This window comes from Rhodococcus sp. 05-2254-5, from assembly GCF_002258575.1.
GTDB lineage: Bacteria > Actinomycetota > Actinomycetes > Mycobacteriales > Mycobacteriaceae > Rhodococcoides > Rhodococcoides fascians.
The window spans coordinates 37,479-53,142 of the sequence record NZ_NOZG01000010.1 but is presented as its reverse complement, the minus strand read 5'-3'; the positions used below and the strand labels follow the sequence as shown (position 1 = coordinate 53,142).

The 15,664-nt window shown below is 64.0% G+C and carries 14 protein-coding genes and 1 pseudogene; 4 read left to right on the top strand and 11 right to left on the bottom strand.

The window, feature by feature from the left end:
* Window positions 1-128: 128 nt before the first annotated feature.
* The 4 genes and pseudogenes from CH278_RS09940 to CH278_RS09930 form a co-directional block, all read right to left on the bottom strand.
* Window positions 129-1,083, bottom strand: a pseudogene (locus CH278_RS09940) (acyl-ACP desaturase).
* A 130-nt stretch (window positions 1,084-1,213) separates the two neighbouring features.
* On the bottom strand, window positions 1,214-1,690 hold the full coding sequence (locus CH278_RS09935; protein WP_027495282.1) for a GtrA family protein: 477 nt from the start codon (window positions 1,688-1,690) through the stop codon (window positions 1,214-1,216).
* A gap of 95 nt (window positions 1,691-1,785) precedes the next feature.
* Window positions 1,786-1,953 (bottom strand): hypothetical protein, encoded by a 168-nt coding sequence (locus CH278_RS27435; RefSeq protein WP_167326956.1) that lies wholly within the window; start codon window positions 1,951-1,953, stop codon window positions 1,786-1,788.
* A gap of 83 nt (window positions 1,954-2,036) precedes the next feature.
* Window positions 2,037-3,422 (bottom strand): maltokinase N-terminal cap-like domain-containing protein, encoded by a 1,386-nt coding sequence (locus tag CH278_RS09930; protein WP_094621812.1) that lies wholly within the window; start codon window positions 3,420-3,422, stop codon window positions 2,037-2,039.
* A gap of 156 nt (window positions 3,423-3,578) precedes the next feature.
* Between CH278_RS09930 and CH278_RS09925 the strand changes: the two genes are divergently transcribed.
* Both CH278_RS09925 and CH278_RS09920 read left to right on the top strand, forming a co-directional pair.
* Window positions 3,579-4,343 carry a pirin family protein gene (locus CH278_RS09925; RefSeq protein WP_032382365.1) on the top strand — a complete coding sequence of 255 codons (765 nt, stop codon included), beginning with the start codon at window positions 3,579-3,581 and terminating at the stop codon, window positions 4,341-4,343.
* A 111-nt stretch (window positions 4,344-4,454) separates the two neighbouring features.
* Window positions 4,455-4,928 carry a DUF4190 domain-containing protein gene (locus CH278_RS09920; protein ID WP_228139326.1) on the top strand — a complete coding sequence of 158 codons (474 nt, stop codon included), beginning with the start codon at window positions 4,455-4,457 and terminating at the stop codon, window positions 4,926-4,928.
* 16 nt (window positions 4,929-4,944) lie between these two features.
* Here the strand turns inward: CH278_RS09920 and CH278_RS09915 are convergent, their stop codons facing one another.
* Genes CH278_RS09915 through CH278_RS09905 form a run of 3 tightly spaced genes read right to left on the bottom strand, consistent with a single transcriptional unit; the run spans window position 4,945 to window position 8,014 of the window.
* A complete protein-coding gene (locus CH278_RS09915; RefSeq protein ID WP_256991775.1) occupies window positions 4,945-6,528 on the bottom strand; it encodes an ABC transporter permease in 1,584 nt (527 codons plus the stop codon).
* A complete protein-coding gene (locus CH278_RS09910) occupies window positions 6,525-7,403 on the bottom strand; it encodes an ABC transporter ATP-binding protein (RefSeq protein WP_094621811.1) in 879 nt (292 codons plus the stop codon). The genes CH278_RS09915 and CH278_RS09910 overlap by 4 nt, the downstream gene beginning before the upstream one ends.
* Window positions 7,400-8,014 carry a TetR/AcrR family transcriptional regulator gene (locus CH278_RS09905; protein ID WP_027495276.1) on the bottom strand — a complete coding sequence of 205 codons (615 nt, stop codon included), beginning with the start codon at window positions 8,012-8,014 and terminating at the stop codon, window positions 7,400-7,402. The genes CH278_RS09910 and CH278_RS09905 overlap by 4 nt, the downstream gene beginning before the upstream one ends.
* A gap of 54 nt (window positions 8,015-8,068) precedes the next feature.
* Here CH278_RS09905 and CH278_RS09900 point away from each other — a divergent pair, with 54 nt between their 5' ends.
* Window positions 8,069-10,027, top strand: a complete 1,959-nt coding sequence (locus CH278_RS09900) for a M13 family metallopeptidase (protein WP_094621810.1) — start codon at window positions 8,069-8,071, stop codon at window positions 10,025-10,027.
* Between the two features lie 72 nt (window positions 10,028-10,099).
* A complete protein-coding gene (locus CH278_RS09895; protein ID WP_027495274.1) occupies window positions 10,100-11,410 on the top strand; it encodes a cytochrome P450 in 1,311 nt (436 codons plus the stop codon).
* Here the strand turns inward: CH278_RS09895 and CH278_RS09890 are convergent.
* Genes CH278_RS09890 through CH278_RS09875 form a run of 4 tightly spaced genes read right to left on the bottom strand, consistent with a single transcriptional unit; the run spans window position 11,388 to window position 15,643 of the window.
* Complete coding sequence (locus tag CH278_RS09890) at window positions 11,388-12,470, bottom strand: ABC transporter ATP-binding protein (RefSeq protein WP_094621809.1); 1,083 nt, start codon at window positions 12,468-12,470, stop codon at window positions 11,388-11,390. The genes CH278_RS09895 and CH278_RS09890 overlap by 23 nt on opposite strands.
* Complete coding sequence (locus tag CH278_RS09885) at window positions 12,470-13,795, bottom strand: ABC transporter substrate-binding protein (RefSeq protein ID WP_094621808.1); 1,326 nt, start codon at window positions 13,793-13,795, stop codon at window positions 12,470-12,472. Before CH278_RS09885 ends, CH278_RS09890 begins: the two co-directional genes overlap by 1 nt.
* A gap of 28 nt (window positions 13,796-13,823) precedes the next feature.
* On the bottom strand, window positions 13,824-14,714 hold the full coding sequence (locus tag CH278_RS09880; RefSeq protein ID WP_094621807.1) for a carbohydrate ABC transporter permease: 891 nt from the start codon (window positions 14,712-14,714) through the stop codon (window positions 13,824-13,826).
* Window positions 14,711-15,643: a carbohydrate ABC transporter permease gene (locus CH278_RS09875; protein ID WP_174557223.1), complete on the bottom strand. Its 933-nt coding sequence runs from the start codon at window positions 15,641-15,643 to the stop codon at window positions 14,711-14,713. The genes CH278_RS09880 and CH278_RS09875 overlap by 4 nt, the downstream gene beginning before the upstream one ends.
* Window positions 15,644-15,664: the final 21 nt, after the last annotated feature.

Sequence of the window (15,664 nt, the reverse complement as noted above, 5' to 3'; positions counted from 1 at the left end):
ACGTCATCCGAACCTGATGTGAGAAACCCGGGTGAACCATCGCAAACATCCCTAATGATCAGGCACGTTGCAACCACCGCTCGAATCCGCCCGTAGCAGACTACGAAGTTCCGCTCACATGGGTCACCTCAGGACGCGCGCGCCTCGGCCCTGGCGCGTTCGCGGGCCAGCGAGCGATCTCGCATCTCCTCGAACTTGGTGGCCTGGCGTTCGAGGTCTTCGAGGAACGCGGCGAGTTCTTCACGCTTGTTCTCACCGCGGGCGGTGAAGTCGTTGCGCTCGAACACTTGCCACTTGCGCAGCACGGGCCAGACGACGTCTTCGAGGTGCTGGCGCAGGTCGTAGATGCCGTGCTTGGCCATCAACACACCGTTGCGGCGGAAGTTCGGCATGCCTGCACCGGGCATGACGAAGTTCGTCACGATGTCCGAGACAGCCTGCAACGTCTGATCCGGCGAGATGTCCATCGCTGCGCCGGTGATGTTGCGGTAGAAGATCATGTGCAGGTTCTCGTCGGCGGCGATGCGCTGGAGCATGCGGTCGGCGATCGGGTCGTCACAGACCTTGCCGGTGTTGCGGTGCGAGACGCGGGTCGCCAGTTCCTGGAACGTCACGTACGCGACCGAGTGCAACAGACCGACCTGCGCCGGCGGGCGACGCGTACCCGTTGGTCATGTGGATCATGCGGGCTTCTTCGAGGGCGACGGGATCGACGCCGCGGGTGACGACGAGGTAGTCGCGCATGACGATGCCGTGACGGTTCTCTTCGGCGGTCCACCGGCCGACCCACGTTCCCCAGGCACCGTCCTGGGAGAAATTCTCGGCGATCTCACGGTGGTAGGACGGCAGATTGTCCTCGGTGAGCAGGTTGGTGATCATCGCGGCCTGCGCGACGTCGGAGAGCTTGGACTGCTCCGGGTCGTAGTCCGTGCCGCCGAGGGCGGCGAAGTTACGGCCCTCGTCCCACGGCACGTAGTCGTGGGGATGCCATTCGCGCGCCATCGAAATATGACGGTTCACATTGTCCTCGGCAGTGGGCACCAGCTCCTGCAGAAGCTCGAGCTGTGTCAGATCCCTGGCCATTCGACATGCCTCCTCGCATTGACGTCAGCTCACGAGCCTAGGTCGATACGGGCGACTATCACGAAGCCTCGCCGAAACTCTGTTACAGGTAGCAACCGATCTTCGAGACCGGTCGTGCTCTGTCACAGCATCACGAGTGAGCCGCTTCCATCCCGGGGAGGCTCGGCGAGCGGAACACCCATCCACGAAGGGCGAGGAATCGAGCGGCACCGACCAGACCGCTGACGGCGATCACAGCCAGGACTTGAACGTACGTGGCGGCGGCGGGAACAAGGAGGTGGACTGCGGCCAGCGCGGCGGTACTCAGACCCAGCCCGATCAGGGCGAGTCCTCCCGCTTCCCACTGGGTCTGGAACCAGCCGACGCGGTCGGCGGCGTGGAAGGTGTGGCGACGGTGCAACTCGTTGGCGAGAACGGTGCTCGCCGACGCTCCCGCCAGATTGGCGGGGAAAGGCCCGAACGACGCGAGAGCGACGAACAGCAGTGCATAGACGCCGTTGCTCGATACCCCGACGATCACGAAACGAGCGAACTGGGCCGGCACAGTCTCACCGAACAGGCGCGCCCTGCAGTCGGGCTCCGTAGGCGCTGACAGTGCTGTGCTCACGAGGTCTCCAGTTGTAGAACCGGAAGCGTCGACCGACGCTTCGAATCGATACAACTCCGCGTCTGCGCGAATCGGTGCCAGAGGTGACCGAGGTCTCAGACCTTCGAGGAACTTTCTTCCCGTTCACGCTTCTTGCGACCGAGGTCGATGTTCAGCTTGTCGGGCTTGATCGACGCGACGAACAACACCGCGACGAGCACGACCACCACGACGATGGTGATGACTACCACCGCGATGCCGAAAATTGCCAAAATACCGTTCATGTCCTGCCTCCCGTGTCAGGCAATACGGTACTTGTCGTAGACGGGCCGGTCCACGCCCGCCCCTACAGCCCGTTTCCCGGCAGTCAGCTGACCAACCGTTCGACCGCGCGCATCGGCAGAGACAGCCAGGTCGGTCGATTGCGCGCTTCGTACAGAACCTCGTAGACCGCTTTGTCCAATTCGTACGCGCGCAGCAGATCGGCTTCGTCGCGTGGATCGTGGCCGGCCACCGACGCGTACCCGTCGAAGAAGGCCGTGATGCTCCGCGCAGCCCACTGCTCGGCGCGTTCCCGTAGAGCCGGGTCCTCCGGCAGGTCGACGAGGAGGTGGTTGGCGGCATAGTCGAACGACCGCAGCATTCCCGCGACGTCGCGCAAAGCACTGTCCATTTGTCTGCGCTCGTCCAGCGTCTTGGCCGGCTCTCCCTCGAAATCGATGAGCAGCCACCGTTCGGGGGTCCCCAATACCTGCCCCAGATGCAGATCGCCGTGAATGCGTTGGACGGTGGTACTGGTCGACGTCTCTGCCCGTGAGATCAGGGCCGTCGCGGCGGGGATGTACTGGGCGATCTCCGGAACCACTCGCGCTACTCCGGAGATGCGCTCGAGGATCTCTTCGACGGCCGTCGATTCCACGGAACGTTCGGCGGTACCCAAAACCGAAGCGAGGTCGTGGTGTACCTGCGCGACGGCAGCGCCGAGTCGATACGCGTGGGGAGCGAAATCGGCGGACAAATCCTCGATCGGTGTGGCGGGGGAATCGAACACCTCGCGCACGCTGGCCAGCGCAGTGGTCCATCCCTCGGCAGAATTCGCGGCGAAGTCCTGGATCATCCCCAGTGTGGTCGTCTCACCGCCGACCTGCGCTTCGAGCCACCCTCGCAGCGGTGCCACGTTGACGCTGCCGGCCTCGGCCAGCGCACGGTGCAACTCGACGTCCGGACTGATTCCGGGCGGTACCTGACGAAACAGCTTGAGCAGCAGCAGATCACCGAGGATCACCGACGTGTTGGACTGCTCTGCACCCAGAACCCGACCGCGCATGCCCTGCGGCACGCTCGAACCGTCGACGACCTTGAATTCGATACTGCCCGTGGGGTTCTCATCGGAGAACGCGTCACCGTACAGGGCGATGATCTCCGGATCACGTAACCCGTCGAACACTGCCACCTCACCGGGCACCGGCAACAACCACGGGCGTAGTTCCTCGGGCACCTCGGTGCGGAAACCGAGGGGCACCTGATAGGTCTGGGTCACCGACGTGCCGTCTTGGACGAGGTCCACCTCGACGAGCAGGTGCTCGGCGGCGAAATGCGGCTCGTCGTGCAGTACGTCGCGAGCGACGATCCGTACGGCACCCACCGTCGAACCCTTTGCGCCGAACCATCGTTGACCTGGCAACCACGACACCAGTGCGTCCTCGAGCAGGTGTCGAACAGCGTGTGCCGCGCTCGAGCTGGAACCGACCATGAGTATCTCTCGCCGCCTTCGGGGAGTTGCAGAGCGTGTGACCGTACCGTGTCCGAACCTACCCACTCGGGGCCGCCGTCACACCCCGGCGGCAAAGACACCCGAACGTTATGCAGGTCGTACGCCGGTGCATCGACATGCTCGTACAGTGGGGACATGTCCGCTCCACTGACCGCCCACATCGACGTGCATCGTGCCGGTGATCGACTGAAAACCCGTGTGTCCTGGCTCGACTCGAAGCACTCGTTCTCTTTCGGTCAGCACTACGACCCCGAGAACACCCACCACGGCCTGTTGTTGGTGAACAACGACGACATCGTCACCGCCGGGCAGGGATTCGAAACGCATCCGCACCGCGACACGGAGATCATCACGTGGGTGGTGCAGGGCTCTCTGGTGCATCAGGATTCGATCGGGCACTCCGGCATCATCTATCCCGGACTGGCGCAACGGATGAGTGCGGGCAAAGGCATCATGCACTCGGAGAAGAACGACTCCTGGAGTATCGACGGCAATCGGCACACCGAACCCGTCCGCTTCGTACAGATGTGGGTGATGCCCGACAGCCCCGGCACCGCACCGGGCTACGAGCAACTCGAGATCGACGACGAACTGCTGCGCGGCGGACTCGTCACCGTCGCGTCGGGAATGAACCGACACCGTGGTCAGGCGGCCATCGGCATCGGCCAGAAATCGGCCGCGTTGCACGCTGCGCGACTGACACCGGATTCGACCGTGACCGTTCCCGACGCACCGTTCGTGCACGTGTTCGTGGTCCGCGGCACCGTCTCGATGGAGGGTGTCGGAGAACTGTACGAGGGTGACGCGGTACGCATGAGTTCCACTGGCGGACAGCGAATTACAGCCTCGGAACCAGCCGAGATCCTGATCTGGGAGATGCACTCGCGACTGGGCGGCTGACAGGAACGCTCGATGACAAGTTGATCACGGGGGCACGTGGCGTCTGCGCGCACGACTGAGATCTGCATACACTCCGAGCGTTCACGATCGCCGATCTCGGAGGTATCAGACGTGTCGAATGACTATCCCCCGCCCGGAAACTACCCTTCACCCGGCGAGTACCCCCAGCAGGGCGGATATCAGCAGGGTGGATACGAGCAACAGCCGGTAGCGCCGAAGAACACCATCGGCACAGTGGCTCTGGTTCTCGCGATTCTCGGTGTGCTGTTCTCCTGGACCATCGTCGGCGGCATTGTTCTCGGCCTGATCGCGATCGTCCTCGGCTTCATCGGTCGGTCGAGGTACAAGAAGCGCGTCGCCACCAACGGCACCGTGTCTCTCATCGCGATCATTCTCGGTTTCGTGGCGGCGGCTTTGTCGATCGTTCTCGTCGTCGTCGGCGTCGGCCTGTTCAATGCAGTCGGTGGACAGGACTTCACCGACTGCATGACCAACGCAGGCAGCGATACTGCAGCGCAACAGCAATGCGCCGACGAATTCCAGCAGAACGTCGAGAACCAGTACGGCGACTCGACACCGAACTGAGTCGCGGCCGATTCACTCAGCCGCGGACGTCCCGTCGGCGCAGCGCGATGCTTCCGGCACCGCCTGCGGCGGCGGCGACAGCGACGAGCCACAGCGAGGGCATTACCGAGAATTCTCCACCCGGCAGCTTGGGCAGGTGGGTGAACGGCGAGATGTCCTGTGACCACTGGGGCAGCCCGACCACCGCCCCGATCTGCCCCAGGGCAACGAAGCCGCCGAGGACCGCCCACAGGACGGTCGCGAATCGAGGGACAGCGCCGAACAATGCCACGCCGATGGCCGTCACCACCCACACGGCCGGGAGCTGACTCAGTGCACCGCCCACGACGGACGGCAATTCGCCCGATACATCGCCGGTCGCCGACCCGTACGTCAGCCCGATGGTGAGGCCGACGACCAGCAGTAGCCACACCGGGCCGAGGACGGCGAAGAGCAGATACCCCGCCGCCCACCGACGGCGCGATATACCGGTGGCCAGCACGATCTCGGCCAGACCCGACTCTTCCTCGCTGTGCAGACGTAGCACGGCCGACGCGGAATAGGCCGCCACCATGATGCCGACCATGCTCAGCACGACGGCGATGAACGACTGTTCGATCGTGGTGCCGCCGAACTTGCCCAGTGCGTCGCTGATGGCGGCGCTGCTGCCGAGTTGATCGCCGATGCCGTCCGTGGACGACCCGATCGCGATACCGAACAGGGCGAGGCCGACGGTCCAGACGACGGTGGTTCCGCGGGACAGTCGCCACGCGAGCGCGACGGGACCGGACAGTGACGGAACGGCAGCCACCCGGCCGCGGCGTTCGGCCCGCAGACCACTGCCGAGATCGCGTCGATTCGCTGCCACGAACGCTGCGGCGACGAACGCCGTCGCGGTCGCCAGCGACAGCAACAGCGGCCACCACCGTTCGTCGGCGAACGGTCGCACCTGTGCCGACCACCCGATCGGCGAGAACCACGACAGGGTTCCCGAACCGATGTCGCCGATCGCTCTGAGAACGAACGCTGCAGCCAACACGCCGAGGGCATATCCGCGAGCCGCGCGAGCCCCGGACGCCACCTGTGCCGCCAGCCCCGCGCAGCCGACGAACACCGCACCGACGACGACGATCGAGGCACCGAACGCGACGCTCCCGGCCACCGGCAGACCGAATGCCCACAGCGAAACGAACGACAGCAATCCCGTCGCCACCACGCCGCCGCCCGCCAGCAGCACGGCCGCCGTCAGTCCTGCGAATCTGCCCACTGCAGTCGACCCGACCAGCTCGACACGGCCCGCGTCCTCCTCACCGCGGGTATGCCGAACGACGGTGAGGATCGCCGCCAACGGAACGAGGGTCAGCATCAGTCCGGCGCGCCACGACACCAGGGCACCGAGGTCGCTACCGAAGATCGGCCCTACGAGAGCCGCTTGCGCCGGCACTGCCTCGGTGCCGAGATAGAACGTTCGACGGTCTGCCGCCGTCGGATACAGCCCCTCGAAGCTGATCGCGTACAGCAGCGGGAGCGCTCCGAGCAGAACGACCCAGATCGGCAACACGAGTCGGTCGCGGCGTAGATACAACCGCAGCAATGCCGCTGTGCCGCTCAGGCTGTTCATGCGTAGTACCTCAGGAACAGCTCTTCGAGAGTCGGCGCGGAGCTGATCATGCTCTGCACGCCTGCGTCGGCCAGGACGTGCATCACCGCAGCGAGCGCCTCGTTCTCCACCGTGCAGGTAATCGTGGACCCGTCCACGGTCACCCCACTGACCCCGGAGAGCCTGTCGAGATCGCCGGGTACTCGATCCACAGTGATGGTCATCGTCGTGCGGGTGAGGTGCCGCATCGACGCCAGGGTCCCGGTGTCCACCGTGCGCCCGTCCCGGACGATGGTGACCGAACTGCACAACGCATCCACCTCGGACAGGATGTGCGAGGACAGCAGCACCGTGACTCCGCGTCGCGCAGCATCTTTCACGCATTCGGCGAACTGCTGCTCCATCAGGGGATCGAGACCGGAAGTGGGCTCGTCGAGGAGTAGCAGCTCCACGTTCGATGCCAGGGCCGAGATCAGAGCGACCTTCTGGCGATTGCCTTTCGAATAGGTGCGACTCCGCTTTCCTGGGTCGAGGGAGAACCGTTCGATCAGCTCCGCCCGGCGGTCGGAGTCGATACCGCCGCGCATCCTGGCGAGCAGATCGATCACCTCTCCGCCGGTCAACGACGGCCACAGCGTCACATCTCCGGGAACGTAGGCCAGCCGTCGATGCAGCGCGACGCCGTCTGCCCATGGATCACCGCCGAGCAACCGGACCGTCCCCGACGTCGCGCGCACGAGACCGAGCAGTACGCGGATCGTGGTGGATTTACCCGACCCGTTGGGGCCGAGAAAGCCGTGCACATCACCGGTCTCGACGTGCAGGTTCAGGCCGTCGAGGGCCCGGACCGAACCGAACGTCTTCACCAGATCGGCGACTGCGATGGCGTCGGTCATTGCTCGGCCTCCAGATAGGTGTCCAAGATTCGGGAATCGGTGAACAATCCATCGGTGTACAGCTCGAGTGCCGGCAGCATGACCTCGTCGCCGAGCGCGCTCAGAGCCGCACGGAAATCGACGTCCGGGCCGGCCATCTGCACGTACAACAGCAGACCGCCCACGTTCTGGCGCGTCAGGAACCGGGCGCGCGCCGCGGGGTCGCGGCTGGGTGTGAATCGGCCGTCGCGTACTCCGTCGTCGAGGTACCGGACCGCGTCGTCGACCATGTGCTCGAATAACTCTCGGGCCAGAGCTCCGCCCGAGGAGAAGCTCCGCACGATGTAGGCGACGAGCGGTGCGTACTCGTCGATGCGAGCAAGCTGTTCCATCACCCCGGTAGGACCGGCCGAGGCGGCCTTCGATTCGCGGATCGTACGCAGGACGTACTCGTCGCACGCTGCCCGAAGTCCGTCCTTGGACCCGAAGTGGTGGTTGAGCAGCCCGGGTGAAACGCCGGCGGCGCTGGCGATGGACCGCACACCGGCGGTGAAACCCTGCACGCCGAAGACGTCGATCGCGGTGTCGCGGATCCGCGCGCGAGTGGTCAGATCCTCCGATGCTGAACGCATGTACAGCACATTAAACACCCGTTCAATCGAGCGCAAGAGTGTAAAGATGGATACATGACTTCAGTAGTGAACTCGGGCATCGATCTCAGCTACCAGGACGAGAACACACGCGCGCAGGACGACCTCTTCGTGCACGTCAACGGCAAATGGCTGGAGGACTACAGCATTCCCGCCGACCGCGCCGTCGACGGTGCGTTCCGGACGTTGTACGACCGCGCCGAGGTCGATGTACAGACCATCATCGAAGAATCGGCGGCCGCGAATCCGCCCGCCGGTAGCGACGCACAGAAGATCGGCGACCTGTTCTCGAGCTTCATGGACGCCGACCGGGCCGAACAGCTCGGCACCACCCCGATCGCCGACGAGCTCACCGCCGTTGCCGATGCGACCGACTTGGTTACGCTCGCAGGCGTTCTCGGCTCTCTGCAACGCACCGGAGTCGGCGGCGGTATCGCTCACTACGTCGACACCGACGCCAAGCGATCCGACCGCTACCTGGTGCACTTCAGCCAGTCCGGAATCGGCCTGCCCGACGAGTCGTACTACCGCCAGGACGAGTACGCCGACATCCGCACGAGCTACATCGCGCACATCGCGAAGATGTTCGCGCTCAGCGGCGTCGAGTACGACGCACAGACGGTGTTCGATCTCGAGCGAAAGATCGCCGCGGGCCACTGGGACGTCGTCGCCCGGCGCGACGCCGAGAAGAGCTACAACCTCGTCCAGTTCGACACTCTGGTGCAGAACGAGCCCGGATTCAATTGGACTGCATGGATTTCCGGCCTCGGTGGCACCACCGAACAGTTCGCCGAGATCGTCGTGCGCCAGCCACCGTTCGTCAACACGTTCGTGTCCCTGTGGACGTCGGAGGATATCGAGACGTGGAAGGCGTGGCTCGCGTGGCGCGTCGTCCATGCCCGGGCCCCGTTCCTGACCAGCGCACTCGTCGACGAGAACTTTGCGTTCTACGGAACGACGCTGACCGGAACCGAGGAGAACCGCGAGCGCTGGAAGCGCGGCGTCTCGCTCGTACAGGACGTCCTCGGCGAGGCCGTCGGCAAGCTCTACGTCGAACGCCACTTCCCGGCGGACTCGAAGGCACGTATGCAGGTGCTCGTCGACAACCTCACCGAGGCCTACCGCCGCAACATCTCCGAGCTCGAATGGATGAGCCCGGAGACGCGCCGCAAGGCCTTGGACAAGCTGGACAAGTTCACTCCCAAGATCGGCTACCCCGACCGCTGGCGCGACTACTCGAGCGTCGTCATCGCCGCCGACGATCTGCTCGGCAACTACCGCCGCGGTTACGAGGCCGACTATCAGCGTGATCTCGACAAGCTCGGCGGACCGGTCGATCGCGACGAATGGTTCATGACGCCGCAGACCGTCAACGCGTACTACAACCCCGGGATGAACGAAATCGTCTTTCCCGCAGCCATTCTGCAGCCGCCGTTCTTCGACGCCGAGGCCGACGACGCAGCCAACTACGGCGGGATCGGAGCCGTCATCGGGCACGAGATCGGGCACGGATTCGACGACCAGGGTGCCAAGTACGACGGCGACGGCAACATGGTGGATTGGTGGACCGACAGCGACCGCACCGAATTCAGCAAGCGCACCACAGCCCTGATCGAGCAGTACAACGAATTCGAGCCGAAGGCACTGCCCGGCCACAAGGTCAACGGCGAATTCACCATCGGTGAGAACATCGGCGATCTGGGTGGCCTGTCCATCGCCGTCGCCGCTTACGAAATCTCGCTCGAGGGCAAGGACGCACCGGTGCTCGACGGCCTGACCGGGTTGCAGCGCGTGTTCTTCGGCTGGTCGCAGGTGTGGCGCACCAAGGCACGAGACGCCGAAGCGATCCGTCGTCTCGCCGTCGATCCGCACTCGCCGCCGGAGTTCCGGTGCAACGGAGTCGTGCGCAATCTGGACAGTTTTCACGAAGCGTTCGACGTTCAGCCCGGTGATGCGCTGTACTTGGACCCGGGGAAGCGCGTCAAGATCTGGTAGCACGTGAGTGGAACTTCGTAGTCTGCTACGAGAAACCACTCACATAGGGCGGGACAAAGGGGAGGACAGCGGATGAGGGAATTCGTACGGTGGATCGCGGCGCACGGGGTCATCAGGTTCGGGGCCAAGCGTGCTGCGGCCGCCGGTGACCGGCAGGCCATGCTGGTCGCCGATCCGGCGACGCGGGCAAATCCGACGCCGGTGTACGAGGAACTGCGGGCGACGGCACCGCTGGTGAAGACTCGGATCTCCAACATCACCGTGCATCACCGGGTGGCGTTCGCGCTGCTGCGGTCCGACGATTTTCGGGTCACCCAGCTGGGCGGCACGTTGCCGGCACCGCTGAAGTGGGTGGAACGCCACACCCGCTCCGGTGCCCTGCATCCGATCCTCCCGCCGTCCCTGCTGTCGGTCGAGCCGCCCGATCACACCCGCTACCGCAAGCTGGTGTCCTCGGTCTTCACCGCCCGGGCGGTCGCGCAGATGCGAGATCAGGTGCAGGAAACCGCGGACGCGCTACTCGACGAATTGTCCGACGGCAGCCCTGTCGTCGACATCGTCGACAGGTACTGCGCTCGCCTTCCCGTCGCAGTCATCGGCCGCATCCTCGGCGTTCCGGAGAAGGACAATCAGCGCGTCCTCGAATTCGGCGAAATGGCGGCACCCAGCCTCGACATCGGTATCTCGTGGAGCCAGTTCAAGCAGGTGGAGCGTGGCCTCATCGGTTTCGACGCGTGGCTCTCGCAGCACATCGCCGAACTTCGCCTCAACCCCGGCGACGACCTGATGAGCCAACTGATCGCCGCCGAGGACGAGGGCATCGGCCTGAACGACGAAGAGCTCAGGGCTACAGCAGGATTGGTATTGGCGGCCGGGTTCGAGACAACCGTCAATCTGCTCGGCAGCGGCATCCAACTCCTGCTCGATCATCCGGATCAACTGGCTGTGCTGCAACAGGATCCATCGCACTGGCCCACCGCGATCGACGAGATGTTGCGGATGGAATCTCCCGTTCAGCTGACAGCTCGGGCGGCCAAGCACGACGTCGTCGTCGAGGGTGTGCCGATCACGAAGGACTCACTGGTCGTCCTCGTGCTGGCCGGTGCCAACCGCGATCCGCTGGTGTTCGAGGACCCCGACCGGTTCGACGTCACCCGCGACAACGCGGGTAAGCACCTGTCGTTCTCCGGCGGACGCCACTACTGCCTGGGCGCAGCGCTGGCGAAGGCAGAGTCGGAGGTGGGTCTGAAGACGTTGTTCGACAGGTTCCCCCACCTGCGTTCGGCAGGCGAGGGAACCCGTCGCGACACGCGCGTATTGCATGGGTGGGCAACACTTCCGGTGGATCTGGGTGAACCCGTCAGGACAACCGCAGGCCGGTAGCGGAGTCGAAGAAGAACAGTTCGTCGAGCACCGGCTTCAACCGGACGGTCTCGGCGAGGGCGACCGACAGCTTGCGATCCACCCTCACCGAAATACGTCCCGAGGGCGTCGTCCACTGACCGTCGGCGTTGGGCGCCGAGGCGTACACGAACGACTCCGCACCCAATTCCTCGATCAATTCGACGGTGAGCCGGAGTCCACCCGCATGTTCGCCGACGAGCTCCCACGATTCCGGCCGAACCCCGACGACGACGCGGTTGCCCGCCGACGACGGAACAGGGATCCGAACGTCTCCGAGGACCGCAGCGCCCTCGTGCACGGGAGCGTCGACGAGGTTCATGCCGGGAGACCCGATGAACCCGGCGACGAAGGTGTTGACGGGGTTGTCGTACAGCTCCCGCGGTGCGGCGATCTGCTGTAACTTGCCGTCCCGCAACACCGCAACCCGGTCACCCATTGTCATCGCCTCGACCTGATCATGGGTGACGTACACGGTCGTGGTACCCAATCGCTTCTGCAGTCCGGCGATCTGGGCCCTCGTCGACACTCGCAATTTGGCGTCGAGGTTGGATAGCGGCTCGTCCATGCAGAACACCTTGGGTTGACGAACGATTGCTCGCCCCATGGCCACTCGCTGCCGCTGCCCACCGGAGAGCTTGCCGGGCTTGCGACCCAGCAGTGGCTCGAGTTCGAGCATCCTCGCGGCATCCAGAACGCGAGCCGCTGTGTCGACCTTGCTCATTCCCGCGTTTCGCAGTGCGAAGCCCATGTTGTCGCCGACGGTCATGTTGGGGTACAGCGCGTAGTTCTGGAACACCATCGCGACGTCCCTTGCCCGTGGGGCGAGCGAGGTGACGTCCACTCCGCCGATGTCGATGTGGCCGCTCTCGACGGATTCGAGGCCGGCCAACATCCGCAGACTCGTCGACTTTCCACATCCGGACGGTCCCACCAGCACGATGAACTCGCCGTCCGCTATGTCGAGTTCGAGCGTGTCGACTGCGAGAGAGTCCGCGCCCGGGTACCTGTGCGAGACACCCGCATAGTGAACGGTCGCCATTACTTCGGCAGCTTCGGGGTGATCTGGCGGTCGATGATCTGCTGCAATTGGTCCGAGATGGACGCGAATGTCGTTGCGACATCTGCATTCTGCAGAGCGATCTGCTCGAGACCGCTACCGATGATCTTGTCGCCGCCAGGCACGAACACGCGGGCAGCGTCCTGGGATCGGGTACGCGCCAACTGGTCGACGCCTGTCTTCGCGTTCGGGTTGGCCTCGAGGAACGCAATTTCCGACGGGTCCTGCTGCGCCGACTTGCGGACCGGCATGTACCCGGTGTTCTGCGAGAAGTACGCAGTGTTGGCACCGTTGGTCACGAAATCGATGAATTTGAGGGCGTTCACCTTTCGCTCGTCGGAGATCTTGGCCGGGATGGCCAGACCCGCGCCGCCGGTGGGGCATCCGGGCGCACCGTCGGTTGCCGGCAGGAAGGCCGTACCGAACTCGAACGCGGCACCCTTGGTGATGGTGGACAGGTCTCCGGTGGAGGCGATCGTGGATGCGAGGATGCCCGCGGCGAAGTCGTTGGCGATGTCGTTGGAGACCGCCGCGTACTTCTTGGTGTGGATCATGTCCTGCAGGAACTTGCCTGCCGCAATGGTATTGGGGTCGTCGAACTTCAGCTGGAACTGATCGGAGTACGATCCGCCGAACGTCCAGATCGGTCCCTCGAACGTCCACCCGAGATAGTCGACGGCGTTGCCCCAGCCGTGGGCGAGCTTGCCGTTTCCGACGACGGCCTGAATGCGCGGGCCCCACTCGTCGAATTCCTGCCACGTGGCCGGTCCGCGATCGGGCAGGCCGGCTGCCGACCAGACGGCCTTGTTGTAGTAGAACAGCGGAGTGGAGCGAGCGTACGGCAGAGCCCAGTGGCTCCCGTTCCAGTTGTAATCGGCAAGAAGCGAATCCACGTAATCGGACTGGTCGACCCCGGCCGCAGAGAAGTGCTTGTCGAGGGGCTCGATCGCCCCGGTCAGTGCGTAATTGAACCACCAGACATCCGAGAGTACGACGACATCGGGCACATCGTTGCCCGAGAGCGCCGCGTTGAACTTCTGCGACACCTCCTCGTAGTTCTTGCCGCCGTCGATGAGATTGACCGTCAGACCGGGGTTCTGCGCCTGGAACCGCGAAATCAGCTCCTTCTCGAACTCCTGGGACTTGCCCGGGTGGTTCGACCAGAAGTTGATGGTGTTCGCATCGCCTTCGACACCGCCGCCGCCGGACGAGCCCGATCCGGGACCGCTGCACGCCGCGAGGGCTGCGGCGGCCGCAGCCGCACCGGTGAGCGTGAGGAAGCCACGCCGATTGATGATGTGTGCCATGGTGTTCGACTCCTGATAGTGAGGTGGATCAGCCCTTGACCGCACCGGAGGTGAGGCCCTTGATCATGTGGCGCTGCAGGACGAGGAAGACGAGAAGAATCGGCAGAATGGTGAGCACTGTCGCGGCCATGACCGCTCCCCAGTTGGTGTAGCCCTCACTGTTCTGCAGCAACGTCAGGCCGACCGGGAGCGGAGCAACCGACGAGTCGTCGGACATCAGGAACGGCCAGAGGTATTCGTTCCATTCGGTGACGATGGTGATGATGGCGAACGCCACCATCGTCGGACCCGACAGCGGCAGAATGACGCGGAACATCAACCGCACCGGGCCCGCGCCGTCCATGCGCGCGGCCTCGATGATCTCCGGTGGCAGCGACAGGAAGTGGTTACGCATCAGGAAGGTTCCGAATGCAACGCCTGCCAGCGGAATGATGATGCCCTGAAACGAATTTCGCCAACCGAGCTCGGAGATGAGCGAGTAGTTGGAGATGACGGTGATCTGGTTGGGCACCATCAGTGCGGCAATGATGACGAGGAAGACGATGTTCTTGCCCGGGAATCGCAGAAAGACCAGGCCGTACGCACTGAGCACACCGAGGACGAACTTGATCGACGCGACCGCCGTGGTGATGACGATCGAGTTGCGCAGGTACGTGAAGAACGGCACCTCCGTCGTCGCCTCGTTGTAGTTCTGCGGATGAAAGCTGCTGGGCCACCACGTGACCGGTTGAACATAGATGTCGGGTCGGTCCTTGAACGAGGTGACCAGAATCCAGAACAGCGGTAGGCCGATCATCAGCAGGACGGCAACCATGGCCGCGTAGCCGACGACATTCGCGCTGCGACGCGTGCGCTGCGGGTCCCGACCGAGCGAAGGCTTTTCCGGGACTGCAGCATCGGGCTTGCTCACCAAGGTCATCGCTGATCGTCCCGATCCATGATTCGTACCTGTACGAGAGTGACGATCAACAGCACGAGGAACAGGATCGTCGCGACGGTCGCACCGTAGCCGGCCCGGAAGTTGCGGAACGTTTCCTCGTAGACCTGGTAGACCATCGTGGTGGTTCCGGTGCCCAGTGGGCCACCGCGCGTCATGACATTGATGATGTCGAAGACCTGAAGGGAGTTGAGCAACACCGTGATCGAGAGGAAGAACGTCGTCGGACGCAGTTGCGGTAGAAGCACTTTGCGGAACGTGGTCCAGCGGCCGGCCTGGTCGATCTCGGCCGCTTCCATCAATTCCTTACGTACACCCTGCAGCGCCGCGAGGTAGATGACGAAGGTGTAGCCCAGGTTCTTCCACAGGTAGGTGACGGTGATCATGACCATCGCCCATTTCGGATCCTGATAGAAATCCGGGACCGCACCGAGGCCGAATCTGCGCATCAGGTCCTGCACGAGCCCGAAGTTGGGATCGAAGACGAACTGGAATGCGATACCGATTGCGGCGCCGGAGATCACGTACGGCGCGAACACCGCGGATCGAACGAAGTTGCGGCCCCGCAGTTTACGATCGAGCAGCAGCGCGAGTATCAGGCCGAGCACCAGCGAGCCGACGACGGCGGCCACGGTGAACACGACAGTGTTGCCGACTATCTGCCACGTGTCGTCACGGGCGGCCCACTCGCGGTAGTTCTCGAATCCGACGAACGTGGACGTGGGCGAGGACAGGTTCCAGTCGAAGAACGAGAACTGGAAGTTCTCCACCAACGGGCGGTACGTGAAGACCGCCAACAGAACCAGGTTGGGTCCCACGAGAATCAGGAACAGTGCGTAATCGGTCCACGGCCGCGAGAAGAAGCTCTTCTTGCCTGCCGTGGGCAGCACTCGTTCGGTTGTTGCACTCACCGCGAGGACTGTGCTCAGTCG

What these genes read in the sequence shown, in the direction of transcription:
- CH278_RS27435 (WP_167326956.1), bottom strand. Translation starts at nt 1,953, where the DNA reads ATGAACGGTATTTTGGCAATTTTCGGCATCGCGGTGGTAGTCATCACC.
- CH278_RS09930 (WP_094621812.1), bottom strand. Translation starts at nt 3,422, where the DNA reads ATGGTCGGTTCCAGCTCGAGCGCGGCACACGCTGTTCGACACCTGCTC.
- CH278_RS09925 (WP_032382365.1), top strand. Translation starts at nt 3,579, where the DNA reads ATGTCCGCTCCACTGACCGCCCACATCGACGTGCATCGTGCCGGTGAT.
- CH278_RS09915 (WP_256991775.1), bottom strand. Translation starts at nt 6,528, where the DNA reads ATGAACAGCCTGAGCGGCACAGCGGCATTGCTGCGGTTGTATCTACGC.
- CH278_RS09910 (WP_094621811.1), bottom strand. Translation starts at nt 7,403, where the DNA reads ATGACCGACGCCATCGCAGTCGCCGATCTGGTGAAGACGTTCGGTTCG.
- CH278_RS09905 (WP_027495276.1), bottom strand. Translation starts at nt 8,014, where the DNA reads ATGCGTTCAGCATCGGAGGATCTGACCACTCGCGCGCGGATCCGCGAC.
- CH278_RS09900 (WP_094621810.1), top strand. Translation starts at nt 8,069, where the DNA reads ATGACTTCAGTAGTGAACTCGGGCATCGATCTCAGCTACCAGGACGAG.
- CH278_RS09895 (WP_027495274.1), top strand. Translation starts at nt 10,100, where the DNA reads ATGAGGGAATTCGTACGGTGGATCGCGGCGCACGGGGTCATCAGGTTC.
- CH278_RS09890 (WP_094621809.1), bottom strand. Translation starts at nt 12,470, where the DNA reads ATGGCGACCGTTCACTATGCGGGTGTCTCGCACAGGTACCCGGGCGCG.
- CH278_RS09885 (WP_094621808.1), bottom strand. Translation starts at nt 13,795, where the DNA reads ATGGCACACATCATCAATCGGCGTGGCTTCCTCACGCTCACCGGTGCG.
- CH278_RS09880 (WP_094621807.1), bottom strand. Translation starts at nt 14,714, where the DNA reads ATGACCTTGGTGAGCAAGCCCGATGCTGCAGTCCCGGAAAAGCCTTCG.